17 protein-coding genes are annotated in these 18,267 nt (G+C 70.4%); 6 read left to right on the top strand and 11 right to left on the bottom strand.

Annotated elements, in window-relative coordinates:
* Positions 1-198 precede the first annotated feature (198 nt).
* Positions 199-1,101: a hypothetical protein gene (locus ACIBK8_RS20310; RefSeq protein WP_399043210.1), complete on the top strand. Its 903-nt coding sequence runs from the start codon at positions 199-201 to the stop codon at positions 1,099-1,101.
* A 114-nt stretch (positions 1,102-1,215) separates the two neighbouring features.
* On the opposite strand, the gene ACIBK8_RS20305 is transcribed toward ACIBK8_RS20310, so the two are convergent.
* The 6 genes from ACIBK8_RS20305 to ACIBK8_RS20280 form a co-directional block, all read right to left on the bottom strand.
* Positions 1,216-2,196 (bottom strand): DMT family transporter, encoded by a 981-nt coding sequence (locus ACIBK8_RS20305; RefSeq protein WP_399043209.1) that lies wholly within the window; start codon positions 2,194-2,196, stop codon positions 1,216-1,218.
* On the bottom strand, positions 2,193-3,182 hold the full coding sequence (locus ACIBK8_RS20300) for a 2OG-Fe(II) oxygenase (RefSeq protein WP_399043208.1): 990 nt from the start codon (positions 3,180-3,182) through the stop codon (positions 2,193-2,195). Before ACIBK8_RS20300 ends, ACIBK8_RS20305 begins: the two co-directional genes overlap by 4 nt.
* A gap of 63 nt (positions 3,183-3,245) precedes the next feature.
* Entirely contained in the window at positions 3,246-4,253 is a 1,008-nt protein-coding gene (locus ACIBK8_RS20295) for a class I SAM-dependent methyltransferase (protein WP_399043207.1), read from the bottom strand.
* 367 nt (positions 4,254-4,620) lie between these two features.
* The gene (locus ACIBK8_RS20290; protein WP_399043206.1) at positions 4,621-5,190 is read right to left on the bottom strand and encodes a hypothetical protein; all 570 of its coding nucleotides are present in this window, start codon (positions 5,188-5,190) and stop codon (positions 4,621-4,623) included.
* Between the two features lie 70 nt (positions 5,191-5,260).
* A complete protein-coding gene (locus ACIBK8_RS20285; protein WP_399043205.1) occupies positions 5,261-5,479 on the bottom strand; it encodes a DUF397 domain-containing protein in 219 nt (72 codons plus the stop codon).
* The gene (locus tag ACIBK8_RS20280) at positions 5,455-6,306 is read right to left on the bottom strand and encodes a helix-turn-helix domain-containing protein (protein ID WP_399043204.1); all 852 of its coding nucleotides are present in this window, start codon (positions 6,304-6,306) and stop codon (positions 5,455-5,457) included. Before ACIBK8_RS20280 ends, ACIBK8_RS20285 begins: the two co-directional genes overlap by 25 nt.
* 167 nt (positions 6,307-6,473) lie before the next feature.
* Here ACIBK8_RS20280 and ACIBK8_RS20275 point away from each other — a divergent pair, with 167 nt between their 5' ends.
* Positions 6,474-6,683, top strand: coding sequence for a hypothetical protein (locus tag ACIBK8_RS20275; protein WP_399043203.1), 210 nt, complete (start codon positions 6,474-6,476; stop codon positions 6,681-6,683).
* A gap of 172 nt (positions 6,684-6,855) precedes the next feature.
* On the opposite strand, the gene ACIBK8_RS20270 is transcribed toward ACIBK8_RS20275, so the two are convergent.
* Positions 6,856-9,333, bottom strand: a complete 2,478-nt coding sequence (locus ACIBK8_RS20270; protein ID WP_399043202.1) for a PQQ-binding-like beta-propeller repeat protein — start codon at positions 9,331-9,333, stop codon at positions 6,856-6,858.
* 171 nt (positions 9,334-9,504) lie between these two features.
* Here ACIBK8_RS20270 and ACIBK8_RS20265 point away from each other — a divergent pair, with 171 nt between their 5' ends.
* The 3 genes from ACIBK8_RS20265 to ACIBK8_RS20255 all read left to right on the top strand — a co-directional run bounded on the left by ACIBK8_RS20265 (position 9,505) and on the right by ACIBK8_RS20255 (position 11,313).
* Positions 9,505-9,837: an SH3 domain-containing protein gene (locus ACIBK8_RS20265; RefSeq protein ID WP_399043201.1), complete on the top strand. Its 333-nt coding sequence runs from the start codon at positions 9,505-9,507 to the stop codon at positions 9,835-9,837.
* 39 nt (positions 9,838-9,876) lie between these two features.
* Positions 9,877-10,437, top strand: coding sequence for a hypothetical protein (locus ACIBK8_RS20260; RefSeq protein ID WP_399043200.1), 561 nt, complete (start codon positions 9,877-9,879; stop codon positions 10,435-10,437).
* 81 nt (positions 10,438-10,518) lie between these two features.
* Complete coding sequence (locus tag ACIBK8_RS20255) at positions 10,519-11,313, top strand: class I SAM-dependent methyltransferase (RefSeq protein WP_399043199.1); 795 nt, start codon at positions 10,519-10,521, stop codon at positions 11,311-11,313.
* Positions 11,314-11,411: 98 nt separating this feature from the next.
* Here the strand turns inward: ACIBK8_RS20255 and ACIBK8_RS20250 are convergent, their stop codons facing one another.
* The 3 genes from ACIBK8_RS20250 to ACIBK8_RS20240 all read right to left on the bottom strand — a co-directional run bounded on the left by ACIBK8_RS20250 (position 11,412) and on the right by ACIBK8_RS20240 (position 15,387).
* Positions 11,412-12,821 carry a M1 family metallopeptidase gene (locus ACIBK8_RS20250; RefSeq protein WP_399043198.1) on the bottom strand — a complete coding sequence of 470 codons (1,410 nt, stop codon included), beginning with the start codon at positions 12,819-12,821 and terminating at the stop codon, positions 11,412-11,414.
* A 187-nt stretch (positions 12,822-13,008) separates the two neighbouring features.
* Complete coding sequence (locus ACIBK8_RS20245; RefSeq protein ID WP_399043197.1) at positions 13,009-14,574, bottom strand: SulP family inorganic anion transporter; 1,566 nt, start codon at positions 14,572-14,574, stop codon at positions 13,009-13,011.
* Positions 14,575-14,934: 360 nt separating this feature from the next.
* Positions 14,935-15,387, bottom strand: a complete 453-nt coding sequence (locus ACIBK8_RS20240) for a hypothetical protein (protein ID WP_399043196.1) — start codon at positions 15,385-15,387, stop codon at positions 14,935-14,937.
* Positions 15,388-15,711: 324 nt separating this feature from the next.
* Between ACIBK8_RS20240 and proC the strand changes: the two genes are divergently transcribed.
* A complete protein-coding gene (gene proC, locus ACIBK8_RS20235; RefSeq protein ID WP_399043195.1) occupies positions 15,712-16,521 on the top strand; it encodes a pyrroline-5-carboxylate reductase in 810 nt (269 codons plus the stop codon).
* Between the two features lie 73 nt (positions 16,522-16,594).
* Here proC and trpS read toward each other — a convergent pair whose 3' ends face one another.
* Positions 16,595-17,599 carry a tryptophan--tRNA ligase gene (trpS, locus tag ACIBK8_RS20230; RefSeq protein WP_399043194.1) on the bottom strand — a complete coding sequence of 335 codons (1,005 nt, stop codon included), beginning with the start codon at positions 17,597-17,599 and terminating at the stop codon, positions 16,595-16,597.
* Positions 17,600-18,267 lie beyond the last annotated feature (668 nt).

The raw sequence follows: 18,267 nt of genomic DNA, 5'->3' as shown, positions 1-18,267 counted from the left end.
TGCGCAGCGTTTTTGACGTCGGCGCCCCATCCGGTACCAGGTTTCGTTTTCCGGGGATGCACCAGCTCGGCCGCACGGAATTCGTCCACGTGACGTCGGCGTGCCCGATTTCTCTGGCTTCTGCTCCCTCGAATCAAGCGCGGGAGCACTGCCATGCGCCCCGCCCGCCCCCTCCAGTGCCAGCCTCAAGGAGAAGACATGGCCACGCCTGTCGATCACCAGAACTCTTCCCTCCTCGTTTTCTTCGGGGAGTCGCTGTATCCCGGTGTGAGCACCAAGATTATCGTCTACTGGCCCAGGCCGGCAGGCGGCGGAGAAGTCGAATACAGCACCGCAGCCGTCACCGGCGGTTCAGGTATCTGGCACAGTCTCATGCCTATTTCCGGAACGTGCTACTGGGTGGGGGACTTCGACGTGTCTCCGCAGGCCCCCTTATGCGAGACCGACCTGATGCTCAGGAAAGGGACGGAATGCGACTGCGTCACCGTCACGGTTTGCATCGCCATCAAAGATCCCCCCAGAGGGATTCCGGGGTGCCGCGGCGAGAAGGGGGAAACCGGGCCGCGCGGAAGAAAAGGAGATCCGGGTGACGAGGGTGAGCGGGGCGAGAAAGGCGAGCGGGGTGATCCCGGGTTACGCGGGGAGAAGGGCGATCAAGGGGAAAGGGGAAGCAAGGGGGAGAAAGGAGGGCGAGGGGATCCGGGCCGGGACGGCGAGAAAGGCGAGCGGGGCGACAAGGGCGACCCGGGGCAACGAGGCCAGAAAGGCGACAAGGGGGAGCGGGGCGAACCAGGCTGCAAAGGCGAGCGGGGCGAAAAGGGTGATGAGGGTGCGCCCGGCCCCCGGGGAGAGCCGGGCGCACAGGGCGAGCGCGGTGAGCCCGGATGCTCCGGCCGAGACGGCGAAGCGGGTGAGCGGGGCGACGCGGGTGAGCCCGGCCCACGAGGCGAGCGGGGCGACCCCGGACCCAAGGGCGACCCCGGCCCGCGCGGCGACAAAGGCGAAAAGGGGGACAAGGGCGATCCCCTTGATCCCGGATCCGTCGAGGAGATGGTCTGCGCCATCATCAAACGCATGCTGAACGGGGTGGAATGCCCGTGACGAAACCGGGTTCCGCCGAAGGCGCCGGTGTTCGGGTGGGCCGGTCACCTTCGTACGGTGCTGGTCGAACGGCGCACACCGGGTACGGGGCTCCGGGCACCCCGGCAGGGCCGCTCACCCGCACCGAGGGGGCGTGACGCGGTGAGTGCCGTCATCCCGGTCGTCGCAAGCATCCGGCGCCACAAGGTCAGTTGATGACGCGGGCTCCTGTCGGGCTCGTACGGGGCGGCGGTTCGGCAGATGGACGAGCACCACCGCCACCGCGCAGATGACGAACCCGAGGCCGGCCAGGAGCCCGATGGAATCGCCGAACATGAGGTAGGCCCAGAGCGTCACCGTCGGGGGTGTGAGGTAGATCAGGCTGTTGACCCGGCTCACGTCGCTGTGCTTGAGGTTGAGCCAGTAGAACCCGTACCCGCCGAGGGTGGAGAGCACGACCACCCAGCCGAGCGCGAACCAGAAGCTGCCGGTGAGGGGAACGGAGGTCTGTCCGGAGGCCAGGCCGAGCAGTACGAAGAAGACGGCGCTGGCACAACTCTGAATGGTCAGGGCGTCGGCCAGCGGGGTGGCGAGGCCGCTTCTGCGCTGGATGATGGTCGCCGCCGTGAGCGCCACCATGCCGGCGAAGGGGATCGCGTACGCCCACAGCGGCCGGTCGCCGCCGAGCTGGAGCCCTTCGCCGATGACGAGGACCACCCCGATGAGCCCGATGCTCAGCCCCCACCACTGCCGGCGGGTGACCAGTTCACCGAGCAACGGGCCCACCAGGGCGGCTGCGAACAGGGGTTGCAGGCCCTCGACCAGTGACGTGGTCCCGGGCGGCACCCCCAACTCGATCGCGCCGAAGGAGCTGAGCAGGTACACGCTCTGCGCCAACAGCCCCACCAGCGACTGGATTCCGATCTCCCGCCAGCTGAGCCTGCGGTAGCGGGTCAGGCACCACCACGGGACCAGCAGCGCCGCGACCAGCACAAAACGCCACATCAGGATGGGTAGGGTGCCGGCGGCGTCGGTGCCCAGGCGGGCGCCGATGAAGCCTGAACTCCACGTCACCACCAACGCCGCCGCGCGCAGCGGCCCGGCGTATCCCCTCACCGCGGTGCGACCAGTTCTCGGAAGCCGGCCGCTTCCGAGAACACGCGCATCAGGTCTATGTCGTTGCGGCGGCAGTAGCCCAGGGTGTCGTACTGCGCCCGTCGCAATTGGGAAAAGCTGGAAAGGGTGTCGAGAAGTCCGTCCTCGGCCGCGACGTGCCAAAAGGTGTTGGCGTCCGCCGGGTGCATCGGCGAGAAAAGGGAGAGGACGACGCTGATCCGCCGTCCCGACGTCACCGGCCGCACCGCGTGCCAGAGTGCGCTGCCTCGGGTGTACACGGTGTCTCCGGGGCGGGAGAACGGTGCCCTGAAGACCTTCGGGTGGTCGAGTTCCTGGGCCGTGACCTGTGCTTGATTGCGCTCGAACTCCTGGCGTCCGCCTTGATGGATCATGAGATCTCCGCCCTCGAACTCACTGCTGTCCGTGAGCTGCATGACGAAGACGTAGGTCATTCCGTCGTAGTGCCACCGCGCGACCTGGGATTCCTGACGCGATTTCAGTTCGATACGGCGGTTGTCGAAGTAGTTCACGCAGATCGCGGGGCTGACGAGCGGGTGCGGCACCAGCGGGGCACCGGCGATCGCCGACAGCCTTCCGAGGAATTGCGGATCGCCGGCCATGTCGCGGATGAAACGGGACAGCGACATGACATTGCGTACGCGTTTGCTGACGATGTAATCGTCGTTGGGCGCCCGGTCCGCGAGCTTCTCACACACCCGGCGGAAGGCCGCGATGCCTTCCGCGGTGAGGACTTGATGGGCACCGGAGTAGGCGATGGTCTCCTCGCTGGGCGGTGCGTTGTGCTTGGCCACCGAGGTATAGCCGAAGTCCCGCATGGTGAGCCGCTTCACCGCGTTGTCGCGGGCGCAGCTCACGTACTGCGGAGTCCACAGCTCGTCGTCGGCAGGCGAGAGCTGTGCGGTTTTCCACTCCCATTTCCGCATGGATCGGCGTACGCGGTTGAATCCCATGTTGATGGTGTCCACTGCCTCATGGCCCCGTCGGGTGGCAGTCATGAATATGCCTTTCTGCTGGCCGCCTCGGCCTCTTCAGTCGTCGTACGGGTCGAAGTGAATGATTGCCGTCAGCGAATGGCCGACCCCCAGTCCCGGAGACAGCTGGTGCTCCAGCTCGCGAAGCTCCCTGGCCAGGTAACGCCCGGCAGCAGCGGAGACAGTGGGAGGGGAATGACGGTGATGCCGTTTTTCGATGACGGCGTTCCAGCGCTCCCGCAGTTGCCGGTAGAACATGGCGACGGGCTCCGGCGCCGCCGCGGAGATCGTGTCGGGGAACCGCAGGTCATCAGCGATGACGTCGCCCGTTCCTGCTTCCAGCCGGTTGACCAGGGCACGGTAGGGAGCGAGTGCGGGATTGAACTCCCCGGTCTCGGTGTGCCGGCCGACCATGATGGAACGGTCCCGGAAATTCACTTCCCCGAAGGGGAATTCGGCCTCCCGGCACGCCTGGCCGATGCATTCAAGGAGGTCCGCCGGGCTCCAGAACGTCATGGGGGAGGCGCCGGCACTCTGGTCGCTCCTGAAGAAACTCATACGGTAGTCCCAGCGTGCCTCGCCCCACCGGGGCATCCATTCCAGGGAGTAGCGCCCGAGTACGTCGACGACCACGGTGGACCTGGTCCGGTTGCGCTTGATGCTGCGGAATACTCCCGCGAGTACGGGAGGAAGCTCCTCCGGCGCGAGGTGCGAGTACGGGACTCCGCAGGACAGGTACAACTCGTAGGGCGAGTCCGGGATTCCGCCGCGCATGTCACCATAAATGAAGTCCGCTGCGTCGTGGTCAGCGAATTCCGTCCGTGCTATTTCCAGCAGCCGTCGGTCCATGTCCAGGCCACAATAGGACAAAGCCCGGCCCTTGGTCTCATCCAAGGAGGACAGCAGACGCAGGCCCTCACCCGTTCCGCATCCCACGTCCATGATCCTGACCGGCTCGCGCGGCCCGATATGATCAAGCGCCTCGGCGAGTATGGAGCGGGTGACGGGTTCTTCCCATAATCGCTTGACCGGATCCCTTCTGGACTTCGATGTGTAGTGATCCACCGCAGCCTTGTACGCCTCACCGTGCGGATCGGACTCCGTTGTGTGGGTGATTTCTGAGCGCGTCACAATTCCCTCACCGAAGAATGGGCGGACCGGGTACGCGTTCGGTTTACCATTGAACCGTTGTTCGAAACGCCGACCGTCCGGTTCCAGCCACCGCGATAAGCGGGCCAGGGGCCGCTTCGGCTACTCCCTGATCGGCTCTGACCAGGGCAGGGGAGCGCGGGCCTGAAGCTCACGAATGGAATTGAAGTCAGCTGAAGTGGAGGGGCTCGACCGCGGCACCGGGGCCGACCGCAATCCCGGGCCCCGACGGTGATGCCCGTGGGCCACGAGATCATTTCGTCCGCTCCCGGCGCCCGGAACCTCAGAACTCGACCGGCCGCCCGCCCTTCCACAGGGCGTCCACATGCCCGGCGAACCGGTCGAACAGCCCGTCCGGGCCGAGGCGTCGCAGGTGCAGCATGGGGGACTCGTGCCCCAGCAGGCTGGACAGGTGGGGCGTCACCAGCATGTCGTCGTCGAAGGTGAAGACGCTCAGGGCGATGTGCGCGTCGGAGTGGCGCGCGGATACGCCGGGCTCGTCCTGGAGCCGCGACAGGGCGTCCAGGGTGATCCGGATACGGGTTCCGACCGTCAGCGGGACACCCTCCACCTCTTCGCGGTCCTTGGTGACCCGCGATTCCGGGTCGCCGACGAGGAAGCGCACGGCGGCACCGGACGCCGCTTTCGCCCGCAGGCGGTCGGCGATCTTCTGGTGTTCCTGCCAGATGAAGTAGTTGGTGTAGCCGGCGAACGTGAGGTCGCGTTCGGCGACGTCAATGAGGCGGCCCCACACGCTCGTCGGGCAGGCGTTGCGGTAGGGGTACGCGGCGACGATCTCCCGGCTCGCACCCGTTTTCACGACGCTGCGCACGCCTTTGGGCCACGAGGTCATTTCGTCACCTTCCAGTGCCCATGGGCAACGCCCGGCCGGGAGTGTCCAGTCGGGCGTTACGCGGCGCGCGTCAGTTGCCGGGCAGGCCGTTGTCCTTGACGGTGTCGACGAACGAGTTCCAGGCCGCCGCGGGGAAGAGGAGGGCGGGGCCGTGAGGGTTCTTGGAGTCGCGGACGGGGACCGTGGCGGGGAAGTCGTCGGAGACCTCGATGCAGTTGCCGCCCTCTTGGTTGCTGTAGCTGGACTTACGCCACTGGACGGCGCTCAGGTCAAGTCGGCGGACGGACATGGGACTTCCTCCAGGAGGCGCAGGATGAACGCGGCGGACTCGCGCGGGGACATGGCGTGGTCGCGCAGCCGATCGTATCCGAACTGAAGTCGCTCGACCCCGGCGTTCTCCTCGACCAACTGCCCGTCGTATCCGGTCTCCACCCATGCGACGGTCCGGCCCTCGGGCAGACGCAACAGCGCTGTATCCGTGTTGATCAACTCGCAGGGCCCAGCGGCCAGCGGCAGTACCTGAAGCGTCGCGTTGGAATGCTCGGCCATCTCGTTGAGGTGTTTCAGCTGCTCGCGCCATTCCTCGTGGTCGAGCAACGGGCGGCGGATAGCCGCCTCGTCGATGATCGCTCGAAACTGCGGTGCCGTAGCTCCGGACAGCGCCTCGCGGCGGTTCATCCGGGCATCCACCTGCTGATCGAGCTGAGGGCCTGGAGTCAGGCTTCCCAGGAGCAGCAACCGCCGTGCGTACGCACGTGTTTGGAGCAGGCCCGGCAACACGCTGGGTGAGTACTGCTGGATCCCCGTAGCCTCGGATTCCAAGGTCATGTACCGCCGGTACTGTTCCCGGAACTGCGTAGGATCTCCCGCCGCCAACTCCCAAAGAGCCAGCAGCAACCCCGGCGTCCCGTAGTACTGGTCCAGTGCCTCGACGACCTCCGGGCTGCCGATCGTCTGGCCGCCCTCCATCTTTCCGAACAGTGACGCGTCCCAGCCCAGTGCCTCACCGAGCTGGCGCAGGCTGTCCCCCTTCTGTACGCGCAGTAAGCGCAGCTCCTCCGCGAACCGTTTGCGTGGCTCCTGGCTTCGGCCGGTGACCGCTCGCCTCGGTGGCATGGCGACCTCCTCGTAGAAGGTATGGAAGTAGCGGGGTAGGCCACGAAGAACGTCTCGCAAGCCGCATTCGCGCCCATTTCCAGGTGCATTCTCGTAATGCCCGCAACACGCACGGTAGTTGAAGCGTGGCGGCCAAGTCAGCGGAACGGCGGACAGGGAGCGATGCCATGGCGACGGACAAGATCGCGGAGGCCGAGGTGGCCTGCGAAGAGTTGGCGGGGGCGCTCAAAGAGGCGGGAATCGTGTTGCCGTCGTTGGGGGTGGAGGCGGCTTCGTACGGTTACGAACGGGCCGGTGTCCTGGTGGAGTTGGGGCGGTGCAATCTGGACACGGCGTCGCGGCTGATCGCTGTGATCAAGCGGGCGACGGCGCGGTGACCGCGCGGCCGTACGCGCTCGCGCCGTACGTCTCGCCCGCGTGTCACATCGGTACTCATGGGGCGTGTGAGAAGGGGGAGTTGGGGCCTGTCCGGGTGGTGCCCGGGGTGCGGCGGGAGGTGTGCGTGTGTCCGTGTCATGTGGGGGGCGTGCGGGTGCGAAGGCCCGGTTGTCACCAGGTGGAGGGGTCCTTGGTGGAGGTGCCGAAGACCGTGCCGTCGGGGGCGGCGGCGTAGACGCGGCCTCGGAGTGGGTCGGGGACCGGGGCGGGGAGTGACTCCAGGAAGCCGTTGTGGCGGGCGGCCGTCAGGCGGGCCCGGGTCTGTCCGGTGAGGCCGCCGGTGCGGGTGTCGACGGCGAGGAGGCGGCCGTCGGCTGAGGTCAGGTAGAGACGGTTGTCCGCCGTTGCGACCGGGGACGAGCCGCGGGCGACCGACGTCTCGACGTCCCAGCGCCGTTCCCCGACGGCCTGGAGCGCGCCGCCCTCCGCGAGCAGGTACGCGGTCTCGCCGTGCACGGTGGCCGTCACGCCGTCGAGCGGTGCGGCCAGCGGCAGCCGTTCGCTGCGTCCGCGTTTCGGGTCGTAGCGGACGACGGCCGTGGTGCGGAAGGTGAACTTCGGGTCGGCGGCGGTGAGATAGAGGGTGCCGGACGTGCCGGTGCCTACGGGGGTGAGGGAGCCGGTGAGGCGGGTGTGCCAGCGGACCGTGCCGTGTCGCGGGTCGATGGCGGTGACGCGGGTGGTGGAGCCGTCGGTGGAGGGCTCGGCGGCATACGCGAGGGTGGGGGCGCCGTACGTCTTGAAGGACGGCAGGGTGTGGCCGGGGAAGGGCTTGCGCCAGAGCCGGCGGTGGCTGGCGCTGTCCAGGGCGGTGACGGTGCCGTCGTCGGCGGTCAGCAGCAGGACGTTCCCGACGACGGCCGAGCCGCCTTTGTATCCGGTCAGGTCCTTGCTCCAGCGGGTGGCGCCGTGGCCGTCGGGTGACGGGTCGATGGCGTCGATGCGGGTGCCGTCGGGGGAGGTCACGTAGAGCAGGCCGCCGGAGAGGACCGGCGGGGTGGGCGGTGCGTCCTGGGGGCCGCGTCGGGGTCCGGTGCGGCGCCAGCGGACCGTGCCGGTGTCGGCGTCGACGCGGGCGGCGAGCAGTCCTGGCTGGACGCAGAAGAGGGCGTCGGGGCCGTCGCCGTGGGCGGCTCCGGGGGCGCAGGCGGGCATTTCGGCGCGGTAGCCGGCCGGGCGGTGGACCAGGGTGGTCCGCCAGGGCCTGAACTCGTCCGCGGCGCGTGGCGGGCGGGTCGGCTGCGTCGGGTCGCCGCCGGACAGGGCGCGTACTCCGGCGAAGGTGCCGGCGCCGGCCACGATCAGGGCGGCGGCGGCCCAGACCGGCCAGGCGCGGCGGCGACGGCGGCGTTTGGTGGTGGGGGAGGGGGAGACGGAGCGGGGGTGGTCGGTGGTGGAGGGGGGACTGTCGTCGTCGGCGCGGTTCGCGGGGGCGGCCGGTGGTGGGGTGGTGAGTGGGCTGCGGGCGCGTACGTGGGTGGCGTCGGCGGGGATGGGAGGCGGGGCGGATTCGACGCGTACCGGGCGGCGTTGGCCCGGAATCCGCGGCTCCGGGGCGGCTTCGGGGATGGCGTGGGGGACGGCGTCAGGGAAGCCGTCGGGGAAGCGGTCAGGGAAGCCGTCGGGGGTGGCCTCCGGGACGGTCCCTGGGGCAGGCCCTGGGGCGGCCTCCGGGAGCGCGGCGTACGGGGCCCAGGCGTTTCGTGGGTTCTCCCCGGGGGTGTCCCGCGGTTCGTCCGGCAGGTCGGTGTGCGCCGGTGTGGGCAGGTCCGTCCGCAGCAGGTCCATCAGGGCGTCCGGTGTCGGCCGGTGGGCCGGGTCCTTGGCCAGGCAGGCGGCGATCAGCGGCGCCAACTCGTCGGGCACACCGGCCAGATCGGCCTCGTCGTGCACCACCTGGTACGCCACCAGGTACGGGCTCTCCGAGTCGAAGGGGCCGCTGCCGGTGGCGGCGTGCACCAGGACCGAGCCGAGCGCGAAGACGTCCGCTTGCGGGCCCACCTCGCGCGGGCGCTGGAACTGCTCGGGCGCCATGAACGGCGGGGTGCCGATCAGCTTGCCCGTCTCGGTGCGCATCTCGCTGTCGGACGGGCGCGAGATGCCGAAGTCGATGACCTTCGGGCCGTCGGCGGCCAGCAGGACGTTCCCCGGCTTCAGATCGCGGTGCACGACCCCGGCGCGGTGGATGTCGCGCAGTGCCTCGGCCAGTCCCGACGCCAGCCTGCGGACCTCGCCGAGGGCCAGCGGGCCGTTCCGCTTCACGTGGTCGGAGAGGGTGGGTCCGGGGATGTGGAGGGTCGCCATCCAGGGGCGCCCCGCGTCCGGGTCGGCGTCCACGACGGGCGCGGTGAAGGCGCCGCTGACGCGTCGCGCGGCGGCCACCTCCTGCCGGAACCGCCCCCGGAATTCCGGGTCTTGGGCGAATTCGGCATGGATGACCTTGACTGCGAGCAGCAGCCCGGACGAGGAGCGCGCGAGATGGACCACGCCCATGCCGCCGGCCCCGAGACGCGCCTCCAGGCGGTACTGCCCGGCGTATTCCGGACGTTCCGCTTCCGGGTCGAGACCGAGATCACGCAGCGGCCCCATCGATTCCACCCCCGTGAGATTCGGTCGCAGGTGCGACGCGCGGAGCCTAGTCGATGACACGTGCGAGACGAACGAGGCTTGCTAGCGTGCGCGTTGCAGGACGCGCGGCCCGGCTCGGGCGGCGCGCAACAGCGCACCGATGGGGTGCGCGTTTTCCACGGGGGAGAACACATGAGCAGCACACAGGACCAGCTCAACCGCGCCGCGGAGCCGGCCGACGGCGAGGCCACCGTCGGCACCCTGGCCGCCGAGCGGGCCACGTACCCTCTCGCACCCGGCTACCGCGTGAACATCCGCGAGGGCGCGGGCACCAACACGCCGGTCGTCGGACACCTGCCGGACGGCGCGCACGTCCGGATCCTCTGCCAGCGGTACGGGCAGTGGGTCGTCGGCCCGTACGGCACCTCGAACATCTGGGACAACATCGGGCCGGGGCAGTACATCTCCGACAGCTACGTCAGGACGGGCAGTGACGGGTTCGTCGCGCAGCGCTGCATGGCCTGAGCCCGGCCCGAGCCGTTGCCGCCGGGGATAATCGGTGGCATGAGCGACGAGCAGACGCCACCGGGCGGCCCCGAGCGGGACGCCACCGAGCGCGGCGGCCAGGAACGTGGCGGGCCCGAACCGGAGGAGATCCGCTTCTTCGGCACCAGCTGGGTCCGCCACGACCGCGGCTACGCCCTGCGCAGGGCCGGAGTCGCGGTCGGCTCGCTGCTCCTCGCGGCGGTCGGCGCGCTCATCCTCCGCTTCGCCTTCCAGGGGCTTGAGTTCGGGGACGTCGGCCCGTTCGTCAGCCTCCTGGTCGTCGTCGGCTTCGCGGTCTGCAGCGCGCTGGCGTTCCGCCGCACCTGGGAGGGGTACGTCCGCCGCCCCGCGCCCGCGTCGGACAGCGCCGCCGACAAATCCGCCCAGAGCCTGCTGCTCATCGGCTTCATCGGCTCGCTGCTCGCCTACTTCTGCCGCAGCCTGATCGAGGCACCCGGCGAAAAACTCCGCCGCGCCGAATACGCCGCGGCCCGCGAGCGCTACGAACGCCGCCGCACCTCCCGCACCGGCAATCCGGCCGCCAAGAAGCCCAAGCCGAAGGGGAAGAAGCGGCGGTAGCGGGGGCCCGGCCCTCTGTACGCGGGGCGGCCGGCGGGGCAGGCTTGGCCGGTGCCCTCTTCCTCACCGCGCCGAAGCCCGATGCCGTCCGGGAACCGCCGGGCGCCCGATACGGCGGCGTTCGCCAGGTCGTTCGACGCCGTCGCCGCCCAGTACGCGGCGGCCAGGCCCGGGTATCCGCCGCAGCTCTTCGACGCGGTCGACGAGCTGGCGGGACGGCCGCTCTCCGGGGCGCGGGTGCTGGACGTCGGCGCCGGGACCGGCATTTCGACGGGCCTGCTGGCCGCGCGCGGCGCCCAAGTGACGGCGGTGGAGCCGGGGGCGGCGATGGCCGCCGAGCTGCGGTCCGCGCACCCCGGCGTCCCGCTGATCCGCGGGCTCGGCGACGCGCTGCCCCTCGCCGACGGCGCCGGCCTCGACTTCGTCTGCTACGCGCAGTCCTGGCACTGGACCGACCCGGCGCGCTCCGTCCCCGAGGCCCTGCGGGTGCTGCGGCCCGGCGGCGCCCTGGCCCTGTGGTGGAACGTCCCCGACCCGGACGTCCCCTGGGCCGCCGAACAGGAGGACCGGCTCGCCCGCCGGCTGCCCGGCTACCACCGCCACGACGTGGTACGCCGCGCCCCCGACCTGATCCGCCGCCTCGGCCTCGGCCTGCGGCCCGTCCTGCGGACCGTGCACTGGACCCGCCGGATCCCCGTCGAGACCCACCTCGCCATGCTCGGCAGCCGCTCCTACTTCGCCACGATCGGCCCCGCCGCGAGCGCCCCCGTGCTGGCGGACGAACGCGCCGCGCTGCTTGAGGTCTTCCCCGACGGCGTCGTGGAGGAGGCGTACGCGGTGTACCTCACGGTCGCCCTGCGGCCGTCGGCGGACTGACCGGGACGCGCGGAGCGGCGCGGCGTGCGGCCTTTGCCGGGGGACCGATCCGGCCGCCGGGGCCGGCCCCGCCGGGAAGCGGCCCGGCCCGCCCCGGCTCAGTACTCCCAGTCCGGCTGGCCCTCCCCGTACAGCCAGTCGTCGAAGAGGTCGGTCAGGTCCTCGTCCGTGCGCTCCTGGCAGAAGTCGATGAAGTCATCCGTGTCGGCGTTGGAATGCCGGTACTTGGCGGGCCAGGACTTGAGGATGCCGAAGAACGTCTTGTCGCCGACGGCGTTGCGCAGCTGCTGGAGGACCATCGCGCCGCGGTCGTATATCGGCGTCGCCGTCACGTTCTCCGCGTATTGGGGGTCGCCGGGCGGGAACTCCCAGAGATCGTCGTCCTCGTCCGTTTCGGCCAGCTCGTCGAAGCGCTCCTGGGGCGTGCGACCGCCCTCGTGCTCCTCCCACAGCCACTCGGCGTAGGTCGCGAACGACTCGTTGAGCCAGGTGTCCTCCCAGGTCTTCGGCGTCACCGAGTCGCCGAACCATTGGTGCGCCGTCTCGTGCACCACCGTCTCGGCGTCCGGCGTGCCCGCGTAGACCGGCTTGGTCTGCGACTCCAGCGCTATCCAGTCGATCCGCGGCGGCGTGTGGTCGACGATCGCGCCGGCCGATGAGAAGGGGTAGTCGCCGAACAGCTTGCCGGTCCATTCCAGGATGGCGGGCAGCTGCTCCAGCGCCTTCTCGCTGGCCTTCGCCTCCTTCGGGTCCACCGCGACGTACAGCGGCAGCCCGTCGGATGTGCGGGACTGGTGGACGTCGAACGTGCCGATGGTGGCGGTGGCGAGGTACGTCGCCATCGGCTCGGCCGAGTGCCAGCTGTACGTCGCGCGCCCCTTGGCGGTCTTCTTCGACCGCAGCTCCCCGTTGGCGATCGCGGTGTAGCGCTCGGGCACGGTGATCCGGAAGTCGTAGGCGGCCTTGTCCGACGGGTGGTTGTTGCCGGGGAACCACGTCATGGCCCCGGCGGGCTGGCCGGACACGAACGCGCCGTCCGAGGTCTTCACCCAGCCGTCGGTGTCGCCGTCCGGATCCTCCAACTCGCGCGGTACGCCGCTGTATTCGACGGTCGTACGGAACTCGGCGCCCTTCTTGAGCGCCTGCGCGGGCCGGACCGTCAGCTTGTGTCCCTTGCGGCTGAAGTCGGCGTCCTCGCCGTCCACGCGGACGCCGGAGACCTTCAGGCCCTGGAGGTCGAGCTTGAAGGAGCTGAGGTCCTTGGACGCATGGGCGGTGATCTTCGCGGTCGCGTCGAGGTGCTGCTTCGGCACGTCGTAGTCGAGGTCGAGTCCGTAATGGCTGACCTGGTAGCCGCCGTTGCCGAGCGCGGGGAACAGCGGGTCGCCGACCCCGCCCGCGCCCGCCGTTCCCTTGACGGCCACCGTCCCGCTCGTACAGGAGGACAGCAGCAGGGCGACGGACAGGACTGCGGTCGCACCGCAGTAGCGGAGGGGCCGGCGGTTCACAGGACTCCTAGGGTCGGGCGGACGGCCGGTCGGCCGGTGGGCCGGGACGGCGCGGGCGGGCGGTGGCGTTGTTGGCGGTCGCACCCACCGCTCGTGCCGTCGGTGGTCACGAGCCTCACGACCCTACGGTCAATGCCGCCGCAACATCACTTCCTTCCTTTGGGGGACAACAGGGAGAGAGGGCGCGTCAGGCGGGCGGTCCTTCGTCGGCCGGGGCCGGGGCGGGAGCGGGGGCCGACGCCGGGGGCGCGGTATCGGCCCCGGCCGGGCGGCGTTCCTCGGCCCAGGCGCCGAGCGCCGCCGCGCAGGCGTGGTCGAGGTGGCGCAGCCCGGACAGGTCGAGCGTGATCTCCCTGTCCCGGGGCAGCGCCTCCAGTTCGTCCAGCACCTTGGGCAGCCGCAGGAACGTCGCATGGCCGACGGCCCGTACCCGGATCGGCCGCAGCCCGGTGGCCCCGTCCCGGTACGCCCTGGGCCGGGAACGCTCCGGGTCGGTGATCTCCAGCTGGACGTGCGAGGTCTCCCACGCCGACTTGGCGACGGCCATCAGGAGCCCCAGCAGCACCCCCTCGAACATGTTGGTGACCACGATCGCCACCGCGGTCGCGGCCAGCACCACGGCCTCGCCCCGGTGCGCACGCCACAACGGACCGAACGACCTGACCGGGATCAGCTTCCAGCCCGCGTGCACCAGTACGCCGGCCAGCGCCGCGAGCGGGACGACGCCCAGCGCCGCGGGGAACGCCGCGGCGAACACCAGAATCCACCCGCCGTGCAGCACACGCGACAGCTTCGTCCGCGCCCCGGCCTGCACATTCGCCGCGCTGCGCACGATCACCGCGGTCATCGGCAGCGCGCCCAGTACCCCGCACACCGCGTTGCCCGCGCCCTGCGCCATCAGCTCCTTGTCGTAGTCGGTGCCCGGCCCGTCGTGCAGCCGGTCCACCGCCGCCGCGCTGAACAGCGACTCGGCCGAAGCGATCAGCGTGAAGGCGAGCACGGTCCCCAGGACGCCCAGGGCGACACCCGGTTCCACGAGCCGCGCGAAGTCTGCGCCGCCCGGCGGCTGCACGGCGTCGAACAGGCCGCGTACCTCGACCCTGGCCACCGGCAGATCGAGGACGAAGACCGCCGTCGTCGCCAGCGCCACCGCGGCCAGCGGGGCGGGCAGCAGCCGGGCGGCCGGCCGCCAGCGCGGCCAGAGCACCAGGACGGCGATGGTGCCCGCCCCCACGGCGCACGCGGTGAGCGCCGCATCGGAACCGGCGGTCGCGACGGCCAGCCGGGGCAGCCCGGCCAGGTTGGCGAGTCCGCTGCCTGGCGCCTTGGCGTCGGTCAGCGCGTACAACTGGCCCGCGATCAGCACCAGGCCGATGCCCGCCAGCATGCCCTGGACCACGGCGACGGAAATGGCCCGGAACCACCGGCCGAGACGCAGGGCGCCCATGGCCAGTTGGAGCACACCGGCCGCCAGCACCAGCGCGCCCAGCGCCCTCAGGCCGTACTCCTGCACGGCCTCGTACACGAGCACGGTCAGCCCGGCCGCCGGCCCGCTGACCTGAAGGCTGCTGCCGGGAAGAAGGCCGGTCAGCAGGCCGCCGACGATGCCGGTGACCAGACCCAGTTCGGCCGGGACGCCGGAGGCGACGGCCACACCGACGCACAGCGGGACGGCGACGAGAAAGACGACGAGCGACGCGGTGAAGTCGGCGCGCAGCGTTGGTAGGGAGCGGATGACAGGAATGCGTTGCATGCGGATGCCTCCTGAGAGAACGGGTGAGGACAGGACGTCGCGGACACGGCGCCATCGGCGCGCCTCGAACGCCTGGAACGGTGCGGGAACGGCCACCTGGAACGGACCGGGACGAACTCCCTGGCACGAGCGCCTGGAACGGCCCGTGGGACGGGACAGCTGGAATGCCCGGGACGCCGTTGGGACGGGGATGGCCCGCGGAAGGGACGGCGTGACGCCCACGACGGGACGGCGTGACACCTGCGTCTACGACGTCAGGGACCTGTGCCTATGACGTCGCGCCTACGGCACGAGGGTCACGGCAAGGGGCTGACGCAAGGAGGTGACGCAAGGAGGTGACGACGCGGGCCCGGGGCCCGCTCAGCAGCGGAACACGCCGTGCTGGACCGGGAGTTCGCCGGACCTGGTCAAGGGCACGGCATGCCGCGCGGTCAGCGGAGCCGTCAGCGCGAGGCCGCCCGCCGTACGGACCGGGGCGGACGACGGCAGCGGAACGGAGTGCGGCGTCGGTGCGGACGGCGCGGCCACGGACCGGCCGCTGCGGCGCGGCTGGATGCGCTCGCCCACCGACTCCTCCTCCTCGGCGTCGTGGGCGACCGCTGAGGTGCGCGGAGCCGAAATGCCGGACGGGCCGGGCAGGTTCGCGGCGACGGGCGCCACGGGACGCGCGGCGGATGCGCCGTACGTACCGGGTGGCGCCGCGGGCACGGACAGGAGGAAGGCGATGGCCACCAGCAGCAGCCGGACCAGCGCCGCCGTGCGGTCGCGGCGCTTCTCGGCGGGCGTGCGGGCGCCGGCTGTGAACGTCACCATCGTCGCCCCCCTCCGGCGTGGTTGGACAGCTTGTTCCATTGTGTCCAAGCGATCGCCTTGGAAAGCAATCCGTTGTGTAACCGTCCTGTGAACGCGGAGTTATCGGGCGAGAATGATCAGCTCCGATCACTCCGGCGCTCACCCGGAGCGCAACGCACACCTCCGCACGCCCCCACCCCGACGCCGTACGGCCTGACGAACGCCACGGGCGGACGCGCCGCCCCTCCGCCGCCCCTCCGCCCACCGGACACCCCCGCACCCGCCGCCCGCACGATGCGAGGATGGCCGGGAAAGCCCAGCGCAGCGGAAAGGCGGACCCGAACGATGGCCCAGAAGGTCGCAGTACTCGGCACCGGCAAAATCGGCGAAGCCCTGCTCAGCGGCATGATCCGAGGCGGCTGGGCACCCGGCGACCTGCTGGTCACCGCGCGCCGCCCCGAGCGCGCCGCACAACTGCACTCCCGTTACGGCGTCGAAGCGGTCAGCAACGCGGAGGCCGCCAAGGCCGCCGACACCCTGATCCTCACCGTCAAGCCGCAGGACATGGGCGCCCTCCTCGACGAGCTGGCGCCGCACGTCCCCGCCGACCGCCTGGTCATCAGCGGCGCGGCAGGCATCCCCACCGCCTTCTTCGAGGAACGGCTGGCCGCCGGCACCCCGGTCGTCCGGGTCATGACCAACACCCCCGCCCTCGTGGACGAGGCGATGTCCGTCATCTCGGCCGGCACCCACGCCACCGGCGACCACCTCACCCGCGCCGAGGAGATCTTCTCCGGCGTCGGCAAGACCCTGCGGGTACCGGAGACCCAGCAGGACGCGGCCACCGCGCTCTCCGGCTCGGGACCTGCCTACTTCTACTTCCTCGTCGAAGCGATGACCGACGCCGGCATCCTGCTCGGACTGCCCCGCGACAAGGCCCACGACCTCATCGTGCAGGCCGCGGTCGGCGCCGCCGTGATGCTCCGCGACAGCGGCGAACACCCGGTCAAGCTCCGGGAGAACGTCACGTCCCCGGCCGGCACCACCATCAACGCCATCCGCGAACTGGAGAACCACGGCGTCCGCGCCGCCATGCTCGCCGCCCTGGAAGCCGCCCGCGACCGCAGCCGCGAACTGGCCAACGGCAACGGCTGACCCACAGCCAATAAAGAAAGAAGGGGGTGGGAGCGGACGCGCCCCCTCCCACCTCCCCCTCTCCCCACTGCTTTCACACCGCAGGCAGCAACCCCACCGCCCGATACGCCGCATCCACCCGTGGCCGCGCCAGCTCCCTGGCCCGCGCCGCACCCGCCCGCAGCACCGCATCGACATACCCGGGATCGGCCGCCAGCTCCGCATGCCGCTCCCGCACCGGACGCAACAGCTCCACCACCGCATCGGCCGCGTCCTCCTTCAACGCCCCGCACGCGTCGTACGCACCCGCCAGCGCCTCCGGCTCACCTCCCGAACAGGCCGCCAGCACATCCAGCAGATTCGCCACCCCGGGCCGCTCCACCCGGTCGTACGCGACATCCGGACGGCCATCGGTCACCGCCCGCAGTACCTTCCTGCGGACCGTCTCCGCCTCGTCCAGCAGAAAAACGCTCCCCGCGGCCCCGGCCTGCGACGCCCCCATCTCCCACGCCGGCTCCCGCAGGTCCCTCACCCGCGAGGCCACCGTGGAACGGGTGCCCTTCGGCACCACGAACGTCGGCCCGTAACGCCGGTTGAACCGCACCGCCAGCTCCCGCGTCAGCTCCAGCTGCTGCGCCTGGCCCTCCCCGACCGGCACCTCATCCGTCCCGTACGCCAGCACGTCGGCCGCCCTCAACGCCGGACACGTCAGCAAGGACAGCCGCACCCCTCCCTCGCGCGCCCGCGCGCCCGCGGTCCTCTCCTCGTACCGCCGCATCCGCCGCAGCTCACCGTCCGACGCCGTGCACTCCATCAGGTACGACAGCCGCACGTGCTCGTCGACATGGCTCTGTACGAACACCGTGCACCGCTGCGGATCCAGCCCCGACGCCAGCAACAGCGTCGCCGCCTGCCGGCTCAGCCGCCGCACCCGCGCCGGATCGTGCTCGACGGTCAGCGCGTGCAGGTCCACCACACAGAACAGGGCGTCCGCACGGTGCTGGTCCTCATCGGCCCAGTGGCGCACCGCCCCCAGATAGTTCCCCAGCGTCAGATGCCCCGACGGCTGCACACCGCTGAAAAACCGCTTCCTCGCCATCTCGTCCCTTTCCGGTGCCTACGCACCGCGCGCCCGTCACTGCGGGAGCCGTGCTCAGGGACCGCCGGACCTCGCCGGCCGGCTGCGGGATGGAGATACGCGAACGGCCGCCGAAGCGGCGGCCGTGGTCGTGCATGCGCTGGTGGTCGGCCGCCGTCAGGCGGGCCACCACTGCTGTCCGTGCGCATGCGGATTCATGGGGCCAACGTACCGGCGAATCCCTTGCCCGGCACGGGTTTGAAGCACCTCAGGGGCTCGTGTAGTGTTCTCCAAGTTGCCACGGAGCCAACCGGCCCCACGGCAGCCATCCGCCGCTTCGCGGCACACCACTACTGCACGACTCCTCACCGGGAACAATTTCGGCATGCCGAAATTCGGACCGTGGCTCGATTATGAGTCACCGAGGAATTCCGCTAAAGTAGTGACCACGCCGAAAGGCGCAGCAAGACCCCATCCGACGGGGAATCGGAAACGAATTCGGACCGGCAACGGCGAGAATCGGATCTGATAGAGTCGGAAAGGCCGGAAAGCGAAAGCCGGAAGGCCAACCCCGATCCAACAGGGGGCCGGATGTGGAAACGGATCTGGTAAGGTTGGAAACGCGAAAAGGCCGAAAGGCCGGATCGCACCGGCGAAAATCAGGACCGCGAGGATCTGATAGAGTCGGA

Source organism: Streptomyces sp. NPDC050161 (assembly GCF_044460025.1).
Lineage (GTDB): Bacteria > Actinomycetota > Actinomycetes > Streptomycetales > Streptomycetaceae > Streptomyces.
This window is presented reverse-complemented; position numbering and strand designations above follow the sequence as displayed.